Source organism: Halostella salina (assembly GCF_003675855.1).
GTDB classification, from domain to species: domain Archaea; phylum Halobacteriota; class Halobacteria; order Halobacteriales; family Natronoarchaeaceae; genus Halostella; species Halostella salina.
The window spans coordinates 214,148-226,705 of sequence record NZ_RCIH01000007.1; the positions used below are offsets into that span (position 1 = coordinate 214,148).

Here is a 12,558-nt window from a genome sequence, read left to right on the forward strand (position 1 = left end):
GCGGCGAGCAGTATCTCCCGTTCGGTCGTTTCGTCCACCATGACCGTCGTACGACACGGAGGCGCAAAACCGTCGCCCCCGGTGTCGGGCGGGCGACCGCCCCGTGCCGGCCGCCCGCGACCAGCATCCCTTTGTCGCCGCCGGTCCGACCGCCGGTATGGCCGGCACCGGGAAGGTCGACCGCGAGTTCTTCGAGGGGTACATCTACCCGCGGCTCGGGGCGGACCGGGCGGACGTGGCGCTCGGCCCGCGCCACGGCGTCGACTTCGGCGTGATCGACGCGGACGGCACGGCGGTCGTGACAGCGACTGACCCCGTCTCCGTCCTCCCGGACCTGGGGTGGGAGCGCGCCGCCCGCTTCGCGCTCGGGGTGATACTGGCCGACGTGGCCGTCTCCGGCCTGCCGCCGTCGCATCTCTCGGTCGCCTTCCACCTGCCGCCCGAAATGAACGACGACGAGTTCGCCGCGGTGTGGGGCGCGATGGACGAGGCCCTCACCGACCTCGGCACCGCCGTCGTCACGGGCCACACAGCGCGCTACGCCGGCTGTTCGTTCCCCTGGGTCGGCGGCGCGACCGCGATGGCCGTCGGCGACCACGACGACGTGGTGCGCCCGGACGGCGCGCGGCCGGGCGACCGCCTGCTCGTCACGACCGGCGCGGGCGTCGAGGCCGCCGCGATGTTCGCGTCGCTGTACCCGGACCAGATCCCGGCGGACGACGCCGCAGTGGACGCCGCGGCCGCCCGTCTCCCGGGCGTCGACCACGTCCGCGGGGCCGTCGCCGCGGCCGCCGCCGGGCCGGTCACCGCGATGCACGACGCGACGGAGGGCGGCCTCCACGGCGCGCTCCACGAACTCGCGGGCGCGGCCCGCGTCCGCGTCGAGTTCGAGCGCGACGCGGTGCCGCTGCCCGACGACGTGCGAGCGGTCGCGGACGCCCTCGACTTCGACCCGTGGCGCGCGACGAGTTCCGGCACGCTGCTCGTGACGGCCCCGCCGGAGGCCGCCGACCGCGTCCTCGACGCCCTCCGGGGCGAGGGGCTGGCGGCTGCAGATGTGGGGAGAGTCACGGACGGCGAGGGGGTCGTCGCCGACGGCGAGCGCGTCCCGGAACCGGACGGCGACTCGTCGTGGCCGGTGTACGAACGGCTGGCCGGGGAGTAGCCGCCCTCGGACCATCCGGGCCCGACAGCACGATCCCACCACCGCTTTGTACTACCAAGTGATACCACCGCGTATGCGAACATCGGCACCCATGGACCGACCGGTCGCCCTGACGGTCGCGGGGAGCGACTCGGGCGGCGGCGCGGGCGTACAGGCCGACATCAAGGCGATGGAGGCGGCGGGCGCGTTCGGCACGAGCGCCGTGACGGCGGTCACCGCCCAGCACACGCGCGGCGTCGAGCGAACCCACGTCCTCCCCGTCGAGGAGGTGACGGCGCAGTACGACGCCGTCGTCCGGGACTTCGACGTGGGCGCGCTGAAGACGGGGATGCTCGCGACCGCGCCGGTCGTCGAGGCCGTCGCAGAGCGCGTCGCCGACACCGACGCGCCGGCGGTGGTCGACCCCGTGATGGTCGCTGCGTCGGGCGACCGCCTGCTCGAACGCGAGGCGGAGCGGGCGTACGAGGAACTGGTCGCCGAGGCTGCCCTGGTGACGCCCAACGCCGACGAGGCGGCCGTTCTGACCGGGATCGACCCGGACAACGAAGTCGACCAGACGGCAGCCGCCGAGGAACTGCTGGACCTCGGAGCCGACGCGGCGCTCGTGACGGGCGGGCACGTCGGGGACGGCCGGGTCCGGGACGTGCTCGCCACCGAGGACGGCGTCGAGACCTTCGAGGGGCCGCGGATCGACACCGACGCCACGCACGGCACCGGCTGCACGCTCTCGGCGGCGGTCGCGGGCCGACTTGCCGCGGGCGATTCGGTTTCCGAAGCGGTCGACCGCGCCGTCGCCCTCGTCGAGCGGGCGGTCCGCTACCACAACGACGTGGGCGAGGGGCCGGGCGCGGTCGACGGCCTCGCGGCGCTGCGCGAGCGGGCCGACCGCCAGCCGACAGCCGCCGCCGTCTCGGAGGTCGTCGACGCGTTCGTCGAGGCCGACGTGTCCCGGCTGGTTCCCGAAGTCGGCATGAACGTCGTCGGCGCGACGCCGCGCGCGGAGGCTGTCGCGGAGACGGCCGCAGTCGAGGGACGGATCACCCGCACCCTCTCGGGCGTCGCGCCGAACCGCGGCGTCCGCTTCGGCGCGTCGAGCCACGTCGCGCGGTTCCTGCTCGCCGCCCGCGAGTTCGACCCGGGCCTGCGCTACGCGGTCAACTGCCGGTTCGACGACGCGGTGGCGGACGCGCTGGCCGGTCTGGACTGGACCGTCGCGGCGTACGACCGGAGCGCGGAACCGGAGGACGTGAAGACGCGGGAGGGGAGCACGATGGGCTGGGGCACCCGACGGGCGTTCGAGTCGGTGCCGGACACGCCGGTCGCAGTCACCGACGCCGGCGAGGTCGGCAAGGAGGCCATCGTCAAGCTACTCGCGCCCGACGCCGGGACACTGGTCGACCGCGTGCTGGCGCTTGACCGCGCGGTCGGGGAGTGAACCGCGGCGCTGTCTCACTCGCCGCGGAGCGCAGTGACCCAGTCGACCGCCGCCTCCACGGTCCACCCGGCCCAGTGCGCCTCGGCGACCGCCCACCCGACCAGCGTGGCGACGAGCGCCGAGAGCGCGCCGAGTTCGGGGTAGCCGACCCACGCGGGAAGCAGCATGAACAGCATCTCGGCGGCCACGTCGGGCACGACACCCCGAACGACGCTCCCGACGGCGTTTCCGACCGCGTCGGCGAGTCCGCCGCCGACGTCGACCAGCGGGCCGTCCGCCCGGTCTACCGACGACGTGGCGTACCCCGCCCCGACCGACAGCAGGAGGGCAAACACCATGCCTGCGAACCCCGCCCGGACGCCCGCCCGTTTCGGTGGCACCGGTGGCCACTACGACCACCCGGGGGAATATAGCCTGTGGAAACCCGCAGGGTTTTAGCCCGCGACGGACCAGAGGGAGAGACATGACAGAGGCGACGGGGATCGTCGGGGAGTTCCTCGCCCTGAAGGAGGAGACCGACGCCGACCTGCTGGCGATGCAGTGTGGCGACTTCTACGAGTTCTTCGCCGACGACGCCGAGACGGTCAGCGACGAGCTGGACCTGAAGGTGTCCCAGAAGTCCTCCCACGGGTCGTCGTACCCGATGGCCGGCGTGCCGCTGGACGACCTGACGCCGTACCTGAAGGCGCTGGTCGAGCGCGGCTACCGCGTCGCCGTCGCCGACCAGTACGAGACCGAGTCGGGCCACGCCCGGGAGGTCACCCGCGTCGTCACGCCGGGCACGCTCCTGGAGACGACGGACGCCGACGCCCGCTACCTCGCGAGCGTCGTCGCGGACGGCGACGGCTACGGCCTCGCGTTCGCCGACGTGACGACGGGACGGTTCCACGTCACCGCGGTCGACGGCGACGACGCGACGGGACAGGTGCTCTCGGAGCTGTACCGGTTCGACCCCGTCGAACTGCTCCCCGGCCCGGAGGCCCGGAACGACGACGGCTTTCTGGACGCGGTCCGCGAGCGAGTCGACGCAGCCGTGACGCTCCACGACGCCGCCGCGTTCGCGCCGGGGCGGGCGCGCCACCGGACCCGCGAGCAGTTCGGCGACGAGGCGATAGACAGCGTCGGCGTCGACGCCGAGGGGCCGGCGGTGCAGGCCGCAGGGGCCGTCCTCGCCTACGTCGAGGAGACGGGGACGGGCGTGCTGGCGTCGATGACGCGGCTCCAGCCGTACCGCGGCGACGACCACGTCGAGGTGGACGCGACGACCCAGCGCAACCTCGAACTCACCGAGACGATGCAGGGCGACCGCTCGGGGTCGCTGTTTTCCACCATCGACCACACCGTCACCAGCCCCGGCGGCCGCCTGCTGAAGGAGTGGCTCCAGCGCCCCCGGCGCTCGGTCGAGACGCTGGAGCGCCGCCAGGCGAGCGTCGCCGCGTTCGCCCGCGCCGTGATGGCCCGCGAGGGGGTCCGCGAGACGCTGGACGCCGCGGCCGACCTCGAACGCCTGGCCTCCCGGGCGAGTTCCGGGAGCGCCGACGCGACGGACCTGCTCAAGGTGCGGGACACGCTCGCCCTGCTGCCTGATCTGGTCGACGCCGTCGAGAACGACCCCGAACTCGCCGACTCGCCGCTGACCGAGACTGTCACCCGGCCGGACCGGGCCGGCGCGGCCGACCTGCGGACGACGCTCGACGAGGCGCTGGCCGAGGACCCGCCCTCGACCGTGACGCAGGGCGGCCTCCTGACGAAGGGGTACGACGACGAACTGGACGAGGTGATCGCGCGCCACGCGGAACTGAAGGAGTGGTTCGACACGCTGGAGGAGCGCGTGAAGGCCGAGACGGGGCTGACCCACGTCACCGTCGACCGCAACAAGACCGACGGCTACTACGTGCAGGTCGGCAAGAGCGAGGCCGACCGGGTGCCCGAGCGCTTCGAGAACGTGAAGACGCTGAAGAACTCCGAGCGCTTCGTCACCGACGAACTCGCCGAGAAGGAACGCGAGGTCCTCCGGCTGGAAGAACGGCGAGGCGATCTGGAGTACGAGCTGTTCCAGGAGCTCCGCGAGACGGTGGCCGACCGCGCCGAACTCCTGCAGGACGTGGGGCGGACGGTAGCAACGGTCGACGTGCTGGCCGCGCTGGCGACCCACGCCGTCAACAACGACTGGACACGCCCCGACCTGCACCGCGGCGACGACCTCTCGATATCGGGCGGCCGCCACCCCGTCGTCGAACAGACCACCGAGTTCGTCCCAAACGACGCCGCGCTCGACGCCGACCGCCGGTTCCTCGTCGTGACCGGGCCGAACATGAGCGGCAAGTCGACGTACATGCGACAGGTCGCGCTCATCACGCTGCTCGCGCAGGTCGGCAGCTTCGTCCCGGCCCGGGATGCGTCGGTCGGCGTCGTCGACGGCATCTACACCCGCGTCGGCGCGCTGGACGAACTCGCGCAGGGGCGCTCGACGTTCATGGTCGAGATGCAGGAGCTGTCGAACATCCTCCACTCCGCCAGCGACGAGTCGCTGGTGATCTTGGACGAGGTGGGCCGCGGGACGGCGACGTACGACGGCATCTCCATCGCGTGGGCCGCGACCGAGTACCTCCACAACGAGGTCCGCGCGAAGACGCTGTTTGCGACCCACTACCACGAGCTGACGACGCTCGCGGACCACCTCGCGGGCGTCGCCAACGTCCACGTCGCGGCCGACGAGACGGACGGCGACGTAACCTTCCTCCGGACGATCCGCGACGGCCCGACGGACCGCTCGTACGGCGTCCACGTTGCGGATCTGGCCGGCGTCCCGTCACCTGTCGTCGACCGCTCGCGCGAGGTGCTCGACCGCCTCCGGGAGGAGAAGGCCATCGAGGCGAAGGGGAGCGGTGGCGGCGGGAACGACGGCGGCACGAAACAGGTCGTCTTCGACGTCGGCAGCGGCGAACTGCGGGCGGCCGACGAGGACACTGGTTCCGACACGACCGCCGACGCGGCGTCAGCCGACCCCGGAGCCGACGACGCGGCCGCGGACGGCGGCCCTGACGCCGTCGACCCCGACGCGGAGCGCGTGCTGTCGGCTATCGAGGACCTGAACGTCGACGAGACGCCGCCAGTCGAGCTGATGGCGAAAGTGCAGGAGTGGCAGGCGCGACTGGACGACGAGTGAGACGGCGCAGCGGCGGCCGCGTCAGACCGACTGGACGGCGTCGATCAGCGCGTCGTAGTCCGGTTCGTTCGTCGGGTCGTCGGCGACCCAGGCGTACGTCACGGTGCCGTCCGCGTCGAGCACGAAGACGGCGCGGTTCGCCACGCCGTACAGCCCCAGGTCCGGCAGGTCGATCTCCAGGTCGTACGCCCGGATCGCGTCGCCGGCCATGTCGCTGACGAGGTCGAACTCGATCCCGTGTGCCTCGCGGAACGCGCCCTGCGAGAACGCCGAGTCGGCACTAACCCCCAGCACCGTCGCGCCGGCGTCGCGGAAGCGGTCGAGGTGGTCCTGCAGCGCGACCATCTCGTTCGTACACGGCGGCGTGAACGCGCCGGGGAAGAACGCGAGGACGACGGGCCCGTCGCCGAGGCGGTCGTCGAGGTCGAACGATTCGTGCTCGCTCGTGCCGAGCGTCGCGGTAAACGTGGGTGCGGCGTCGCCGTTCGAGAGCATCGGTCGGATCGTGGGCTGGAAGACGGATAAAGCCGTTCACGAACAGGTTTGCCGGCGTTTGCGGGCGACGCGGAGCGCGAGCACGCCGGCGGTCAGGCGACCCGGTCCTCGGCGTGGCCGTAGGCGACCGCTCCGACGACGAGCAGGAGGCCGTACCCCCAGATCGCCCCGCGGACCGCGGGCGGAACGTCGACGGCACCGGTCGCGTCGAGCAGCACGTCCGCCGGGAGGCCGAAGACGACGACGAGCAGCAGGACCCCCGAGACGACGCGGCTCGCGCGGCGCTCGACCGCCGCCTCGCGCTCGTCGATCAGCCGGACGCCGGTGCGCCGCCAGACGGTGAGGTAGCCGAGCACCCCGAGGTAGTACGCACCGACCCCGGCGAACAGGAGGAGGTCGGCGACGCTCGCCGGCGCGAACACGGCGGCCGCGGTCCCGGCGAGACCGCCGGCCACGCCGAGTCCCAGCGCCCGGTTCATCCGCTCTCGGTGCCGCTCGCGCTCCTCGATGGACGTGGTGGCGGACATCGTGTGTAAAGCTCCTTTTACAGTAAAGCGTACTTTACACCATCGGATAAAGCTGTCGGTGGACCGTTCTGGAGCCGTCCCACGTTCGCCCGCCCTCACCGCTCCGGCGGGGGTACGAGCGAGTACAGGGCGAGCGTCGCGGCCACCGCGGCCCCGCCCAGCGCCGCCAGCGCGAGGAGCGGCAGGTTCGCGGGCGGCAGTCCGTACAGGGCGACGGCCGCGCCCGCGGCGACCGCGCCGACGGCGACGCTTCCCGCGGCGTGTACCGCCGTCCGGAGCGCCGTCTCCCGGCCGTCGCCCGCGCGCTCGCCGACGATGGCCGCCGTCGAGGCGCTGTCCCAGGCGAGGACTGCGAACGCGACCGTCACCGGCGCGTGCCACGCGCCGACGGGCGAGAGGGCGCTCCGGGCGACCGCCGCGAGGACCAGCAGCGTCGCACCCGCCGCCCTGAAACCGCCCGTCCACCGGTCGACGACCGGGACGAGGCCGAGCGCCAGCGCGAACACCCCGGCGAGCGCCGCGACGAGCGGCGCGCGCCCGGTCAGCGGCCCGGGGAGTACCGCCGCGAGACCGACGGCGAGACAGACCGCCGCGCCGCCGCCGGTGCTCGACAGGACGCCGACGGCCCGGTGCCAGCGGCGGCCGAGAACGGGTGCGGCGACGGTGCCGGCCGCGCCGACCGCCGCGACGCCGACGACCGACCGGCCGAGCGCGGAGGGAGCGACGAGCGCTGCAACCCCGAGCGCGAAGCAGAGCGACAGCGCGCTCCCGGCCCGCGCGGGGCGACCGCGGAACGCGACGGGCGACGGCGTCACGGCGATCCCTCCAGCCCGGCGCGGGCGAACGCCGCGGCGAGCGGTTCGGCCGGGTCCCAGTCGGCGACAGGGACCCCCGCGTTGCGGAGCGCCGCGATCCGGGCGTCCCGTTCGGCTCGCGCGACGCGGCCGCCGGCCGTCGCAGCCGTTGTCACGTCCGGACTGACGACGGTCACGTCGCGCCCGGTTGCGACCAGTCGCCGGGCCGTCCGCGCGACGTACTGTCCGACTAGCGGCGCGAACCAGACGGCGTGTGCGTCCCGGGGGAGCGCGGCCAGCAGATCGTTGCTCGCGGAGTCGCCCGGCGCACCGGGCGTCGGGGGCCGGTCCGGCGGCTCGGCGGCCGCGTACTCGCCGAGCGTCGCGCCGACGCCGCGCTCCGCGAGGGGTCGCCCGGACGGGGGGATCCACTCGAACGACTCCCCGACGACGGCGAGGCCGACCCGGTCGCCGCGCTCGATGGCGGCCTCGCCGACGGCCCGCGCCGCATCGACCGCGTAGGCGACGGCGTGGGGTTCCCCCGCCGCGGCCGAGCGGTACGCACACGGTCGGGCGTCCAGACAGAGGACGAGCGTCGCCGCGCGCTGGGCGGGCGACTCGACGGTCGTCAGTTCCCGGTCGCGGGCGTAGCGCCCCCAGTCGATCCGTCCCGGGGAGTCGCCGGGTCGGTACTCCCGGACCCGGGCGAACTCGACGCCGGCGTCGAACGACGCCGCGTCGCCCCGCCCGGGGTAGCGCCCGGCCCGCGACGGCACCCCGCCCTCGGGGACCGACGGCGGACACGCCAGTTCGGTCGTCGCGTCGTCGTCCGCGGCGACGGTCAGCGTCGCCTCGTGGCCGCCGCTCACGTCCCGGACCGTCACATCGGCCGGGTCGAACGCGTGCGTGCCGCGCCTGGCGACCACCTCGTACCGGACCGTCGTCGACTCGCCCGGCCGGAGCGCGGCGGCCCCGCGCGGCGACCCGTCGACCACGACGAGGTGGTCGGGGACCCCGTCGACGAACGCGACCGCCGGCAGGACCGACCGGCCGTCGTTCGTGAGCGTCGCCTCGACCGTCACCCGGTCCCCGTGGTCGGGAGCCGCCGGCGTCGCCGTCCGGGCGAGCGACAGCGAGACGGCCGGCGGCCGGGACAGCAGGGGGTAGGCGGCGTAGGCGGCTGGGATGGCGGCCGCCAGCAGCACACCCGCGTCGCCGAGATACACGCCGGCCGCGACGAGCAGCACCGCCGCCGGGACCGCGGGCCGCCAGCGGCCGGTCCGGCGGAACTCGGTCACGCCGACTCACCGGCCGACGGCCGCTCCGGGTCGAGTTCGCGGACGGCGGCGCTGACGCCCCGGCCGAACGCGTACGCCGACGAGACGCGGTACAGCGGCCGCAGATGTCGCGGCGGGGCCACGTCGCCGAGGAAGGCGGCGGCGACGCGGTCGTCGGTCCAGCGCCCCGACTCGACGGCGACCCGGGCCGCCTCGCGGGAGCAGCCTTCGGCCGCCATCGTCGTCCTGACGGCCGTCTCGCGGAGTCGCTCGCGGACCGCCCGGCGGTCGTCCCCGTACAGCCCGGGCGCGAGCCCCGGCCCGCCGGCGGCGCGGTCGAGCGACGACCCCGGGTACGGCGTCGCAGTAGCTTCCTCCGGCGGGTGCGTCGGCTCGTCGCGCTCCAGCGCCGGCAGCCACGACAGCGTCAGCAGCAACGCGCCGAGCGTGATCCCGGCCGTCGCGAACGCCGCCGCAACGACCGAGTTCGGGTCCGACGCGTCGGCGAGCGGGCGGCCGAACGCGGCGGGACCGGCCAGCGCTGCGATGGCCGCTACGGCCGCGAGCAGCGCGGCGACGGCGACCAGCCCCAGTCGAGCGAGCGCCACGGGGTCGACCTCACGGTTCGACCGCATCGTCCCCCGGGCGTGTCGTCGACTCGTCGTCGGAGTCCATCTCCGGTTCGTCCGCCGGACCCGTCGCCGCATTGTCGTCCCCCGCCAGCCGGCGGCGGAGCGTCTCGGCGCGCGCCTCGCGCTCGTCAGTCACGGGGCGACCGCCGTACCTGACGGCGCGGAACAGCGACACGGCACGGTCGACGGCCGCCGCAGGCAGTCCCGAATCGACGCCCGCCCGTCGCCACTCGGCGGGCGTCCGGGACGCCGGGCTGTCGGCGTCGGCGTTCGACACCAGTTCGACCCAGGCCGCCTCGACAGCGTTCGACGGCTCGCCCGGCGACCAGTTCGACCGCCCGTCGTCAGAGGCCGGCGGCCGGGAGCGCGACCGCACCGACCGGGTCGCGGCGACGACGCCGTCGCGGTACCGCACCGCCAGCGCGACGACGGCGAAAAGCGCCAGCAGTCCGAGGATCGCCGGGAGATTGGCGACGAGCCAGCGGAGGGCGACCGGAAGGACCGACAGCGCGCCCGCACCGCCGCCGCGCAGTTCGAGTTGAAGGCCGAAGACGGCGAAGACGCGGGTCAACAGCAGCAACAGGAGGCCGTACAGCGACCCGCCGCCGGCCCCGCCGCGATTGGACCGCGGCGGGTCGAGGGCGGGAGCGATCGAGGCGTCCACCGCGGTCGCCGCGGCCGCCACCGCCCCGACTGCGAGGGCGACGGCGACCCCGGCGACGGTTCGAGTGGAGGGCATCACCGGACGGTTCGAGGGACGGACAAAAAAGCCCGCGGGACTACCGGAACCGCCGCAGGAGCCTGCGGATCGGGCCGCCGCGGTCGACGCCGACCTCGCGGGCGATGGCGTCCAGTTCGTCCGCGTCGAACTGCTCCTGTGCGCGGGCCTCGACGAGCCAGTCCGCCCACTCCGACTCGGAGAGCGGCCCTTCCGCCCGGCCGTCCTCACCCCACTGGTCGACCAGCTGGTCGCGGTCGTCGAACGGGATGTCCATCTCGCCGCCGCCCCAGTACAGCGGCGAGAGATAGAACGCCGCGTCGTCGTCGCCCGGACGGAACCGGTAGGGGTAGCCGCCGAAGAGGAACACGTCCTCGGGCGTCACCGTCTCGCCGGTCGGGAGTTCCAGCGTCTCCATCGGCCGGGCGTACGGTGTCCACGCCAATGACAGTACCGACGGCGGGTCCGGGTCGCCGATTCCCCCGCCGACGACGCACCCGAGGTCGACGTATCGCCCCCGGTGTTTTCCGTCGGGCGTGCGATACGTCGTCCATGAACCTCGGGGAGGCGTTCAAACGGAGTTTCGTCGCGGGGCTGATACTCGTCGCGCCCCTGGTCGTCACGCTGTACGTCATCACCACGCTGGTCCGCTGGAGTCTCGTCGTGGTCGACCCCATCGTCGCCGGAACGCGGCTCACCCAGTTCACGGGCAACGACTGGGTCGCCGCCCAGCTGCTCGCGGTGGCGCTCATCGTCGCCGGGATCGCGGTTGTCGGCTCCATCGCCCAGCGGACGGTCGGGAGCCGCGTGTTCGGCAACGTCGGCCGGGTCGTCAACTTCGTCCCGCTGGTCAACACCATCTACTCCAGCGTCCGGCAGGTCGCCAGCGCGCTCGTCGAGCGGGACAGCCGGTACGACAGCGTGGTGCTCGTCGAGTATCCGCGGAACGGGATCTACGCGCTCGGCTTCGTCACGGGCGAGAGCCCCGAACCGGTCCTGACGGCGACCGACGAACGGGCGTACAACGTGTTCCTCCCGAACAGCCCGAACCCGACCGGCGGCCGGCTCGCGCTGGTGCCCGAGGAGCAGATCACCGAGATCGACATGAGCGTCCGCGAGGGGCTTCGACAGGTCGTCACGACCGGGATGAAAGCCGAGGAGATGGAGGCGACCGCGGGCGTTCCGGTCGAACCGGCGTCGAACGCCGACGCCGAGACGGACCGGACCGAGTGAGACCGCCGCCGGCTACAGCGCGTACGCCAGCCGTTCCCCGGTGTCCAGCCCGTTCCGCAGCGCCGCGTGGAGCCGCCCCTCGCCGGCGACCCAGTCGCCGACGACGAAGAGGTCGCAGGCCTCGGCGTCGTCGACCGGGCCGGGGCGGACGCCCGACTCGGGCAGCGCGTAGCGCCACCCCTGGTGGTCGGTCCAGTCCGGGTCGGCGAGGCGCTCGTCGCCCAGCACGTCGGCCGCCATCGCCGCCAGGTCCGCCACGTTTTCCGCGGGCGGGTCGTCGTAGCGCGCGACCGACCAGTCGTGGTTCGCCTGCACGACCAGCACCGACTCGCCGTCGGGGACGTGGCCGGGCTTGCACTCCTCGCGGGCGATCCAGCCCACCTCGTGGTCCTTGCCCGGGTTGACCAGCGCGTAGTACGGCCGGTCGAGTGCGAACGGGTAGCCCAGAACGGCTGTCCAGATCGTCCGGTAGTCGACTGCCGCTGCGGCGTCGGCGAGCCGCTCGCGGACGGGGCTGTCCCAGTCGGCGTCCCGGAGCAGTTCCGCGGTCTGCGGTGCCGGCGGGTTCAGCACCAGCGCGTCGAACGGCCCCCACTCGTCGCCATCCGCGTCGACCAGCCGCCAGTCGTCGCCGTCGTGGACGACCCGCTCAACGCGCGTCCGGCGGTGGACCGTCGCGTCCGTCGCGCCGAACAGCCGCTTCGCGACCTGCGTCAGCCCCGCGCGATAGGTCCACTTGCGCTCGTCGTCGTCGCGGCCCTCGCTCACCGCGCCGTCGGCGTCGAACGTCCACACCGGTTCGGGCACGTCCACGAGGCCGTCGGCGTCGATCGTTTCGGTCAGCAGGTCCACGACGCGCTCGTCCTCGTCCTTCACGTAGTTCGCGCCGTAGTCGTAGGTCACGTCGCCCCGGCGGCGCGTGGCCGCGCGACCGCAGAGGCCGCCGGACTTCTCCAGCACGGTCACCTCGGCGTCGGGGACTGTCGCGTCGACGACGTGCGTCGCCGCGGCGGCGGCCGCTCCAGCGCCGACGACACCAACGCGTGGCATACCCGGGCTAGGGGCGATTCCGGCAAAGATGCACCGGTCGCGCGCGGCACCGGAGGAAACGTT

Annotated in this window: 13 protein-coding genes; 4 read left to right on the forward strand and 9 right to left on the reverse strand. The window is 73.9% G+C overall.

Translation table 11 applies throughout. From position 1 onward, the window contains the following. Positions 1–157 precede the first annotated feature (157 nt). Together D8896_RS14860 and thiD are read left to right on the forward strand one after the other, a co-directional pair. A complete protein-coding gene (locus tag D8896_RS14860) occupies positions 158–1,165 on the forward strand; it encodes an AIR synthase-related protein (RefSeq protein ID WP_121822897.1) in 1,008 nt (335 codons plus the stop codon). A gap of 73 nt (positions 1,166–1,238) precedes the next feature. Then, positions 1,239–2,600: a bifunctional hydroxymethylpyrimidine kinase/phosphomethylpyrimidine kinase gene (thiD, locus tag D8896_RS14865; RefSeq protein ID WP_121822898.1), complete on the forward strand. Its 1,362-nt coding sequence runs from the start codon at positions 1,239–1,241 to the stop codon at positions 2,598–2,600. Between the two features lie 14 nt (positions 2,601–2,614). Here thiD and D8896_RS14870 read toward each other — a convergent pair whose 3' ends face one another. Continuing rightward, complete coding sequence (locus D8896_RS14870; RefSeq protein ID WP_121822899.1) at positions 2,615–2,980, reverse strand: hypothetical protein; 366 nt, start codon at positions 2,978–2,980, stop codon at positions 2,615–2,617. A gap of 83 nt (positions 2,981–3,063) precedes the next feature. Here D8896_RS14870 and mutS point away from each other — a divergent pair, with 83 nt between their 5' ends. Further along, positions 3,064–5,769 (forward strand): DNA mismatch repair protein MutS, encoded by a 2,706-nt coding sequence (mutS, locus tag D8896_RS14875; RefSeq protein ID WP_121822900.1) that lies wholly within the window; start codon positions 3,064–3,066, stop codon positions 5,767–5,769. Positions 5,770–5,790: 21 nt separating this feature from the next. Here the strand turns inward: mutS and D8896_RS14880 are convergent, their stop codons facing one another. The 7 genes from D8896_RS14880 to D8896_RS14910 all read right to left on the reverse strand — a co-directional run bounded on the left by D8896_RS14880 (position 5,791) and on the right by D8896_RS14910 (position 10,630). Then, complete coding sequence (locus D8896_RS14880) at positions 5,791–6,264, reverse strand: redoxin domain-containing protein (protein ID WP_121822901.1); 474 nt, start codon at positions 6,262–6,264, stop codon at positions 5,791–5,793. A gap of 92 nt (positions 6,265–6,356) precedes the next feature. Beyond that, positions 6,357–6,791: a hypothetical protein gene (locus tag D8896_RS14885; protein ID WP_121822902.1), complete on the reverse strand. Its 435-nt coding sequence runs from the start codon at positions 6,789–6,791 to the stop codon at positions 6,357–6,359. 95 nt (positions 6,792–6,886) lie between these two features. Then, positions 6,887–7,606, reverse strand: coding sequence for a DUF7519 family protein (locus D8896_RS14890; protein ID WP_121822903.1), 720 nt, complete (start codon positions 7,604–7,606; stop codon positions 6,887–6,889). Beyond that, positions 7,603–8,883: a DUF58 domain-containing protein gene (locus D8896_RS14895; protein ID WP_121822904.1), complete on the reverse strand. Its 1,281-nt coding sequence runs from the start codon at positions 8,881–8,883 to the stop codon at positions 7,603–7,605. The genes D8896_RS14890 and D8896_RS14895 overlap by 4 nt, the downstream gene beginning before the upstream one ends. Beyond that, the gene (locus tag D8896_RS14900) at positions 8,880–9,497 is read right to left on the reverse strand and encodes a DUF7269 family protein (protein WP_121822905.1); all 618 of its coding nucleotides are present in this window, start codon (positions 9,495–9,497) and stop codon (positions 8,880–8,882) included. Before D8896_RS14900 ends, D8896_RS14895 begins: the two co-directional genes overlap by 4 nt. Further along, entirely contained in the window at positions 9,481–10,233 is a 753-nt protein-coding gene (locus tag D8896_RS14905) for a DUF4129 domain-containing protein (protein WP_121822906.1), read from the reverse strand. The genes D8896_RS14900 and D8896_RS14905 overlap by 17 nt, the downstream gene beginning before the upstream one ends. A 40-nt stretch (positions 10,234–10,273) precedes the next feature. Further along, a complete protein-coding gene (locus tag D8896_RS14910) occupies positions 10,274–10,630 on the reverse strand; it encodes a hypothetical protein (protein ID WP_121822907.1) in 357 nt (118 codons plus the stop codon). A gap of 134 nt (positions 10,631–10,764) precedes the next feature. Between D8896_RS14910 and D8896_RS14915 the strand changes: the two genes are divergently transcribed. After that, complete coding sequence (locus D8896_RS14915) at positions 10,765–11,445, forward strand: DUF502 domain-containing protein (protein WP_121822908.1); 681 nt, start codon at positions 10,765–10,767, stop codon at positions 11,443–11,445. A gap of 12 nt (positions 11,446–11,457) precedes the next feature. On the opposite strand, the gene D8896_RS14920 is transcribed toward D8896_RS14915, so the two are convergent. Beyond that, positions 11,458–12,495 (reverse strand): NAD(P)/FAD-dependent oxidoreductase, encoded by a 1,038-nt coding sequence (locus D8896_RS14920; RefSeq protein WP_121822909.1) that lies wholly within the window; start codon positions 12,493–12,495, stop codon positions 11,458–11,460. Positions 12,496–12,558 lie beyond the last annotated feature (63 nt).

Bases quoted from the DNA above. Each gene is read 5' to 3' on its own strand.
- D8896_RS14920 (WP_121822909.1), bottom strand. From the start codon at position 12,495: ATGCCACGCGTTGGTGTCGTCGGCGCTGGAGCGGCCGCCGCCGCGGCG.
- D8896_RS14880 (WP_121822901.1), bottom strand. From the start codon at position 6,264: ATGCTCTCGAACGGCGACGCCGCACCCACGTTTACCGCGACGCTCGGC.
- D8896_RS14915 (WP_121822908.1), top strand. From the start codon at position 10,765: ATGAACCTCGGGGAGGCGTTCAAACGGAGTTTCGTCGCGGGGCTGATA.
- D8896_RS14900 (WP_121822905.1), bottom strand. From the start codon at position 9,497: ATGCGGTCGAACCGTGAGGTCGACCCCGTGGCGCTCGCTCGACTGGGG.
- D8896_RS14860 (WP_121822897.1), top strand. From the start codon at position 158: ATGGCCGGCACCGGGAAGGTCGACCGCGAGTTCTTCGAGGGGTACATC.
- mutS (WP_121822900.1), top strand. From the start codon at position 3,064: ATGACAGAGGCGACGGGGATCGTCGGGGAGTTCCTCGCCCTGAAGGAG.
- thiD (WP_121822898.1), top strand. From the start codon at position 1,239: ATGCGAACATCGGCACCCATGGACCGACCGGTCGCCCTGACGGTCGCG.
- D8896_RS14885 (WP_121822902.1), bottom strand. From the start codon at position 6,791: ATGTCCGCCACCACGTCCATCGAGGAGCGCGAGCGGCACCGAGAGCGG.
- D8896_RS14905 (WP_121822906.1), bottom strand. From the start codon at position 10,233: ATGCCCTCCACTCGAACCGTCGCCGGGGTCGCCGTCGCCCTCGCAGTC.
- D8896_RS14910 (WP_121822907.1), bottom strand. From the start codon at position 10,630: ATGGAGACGCTGGAACTCCCGACCGGCGAGACGGTGACGCCCGAGGAC.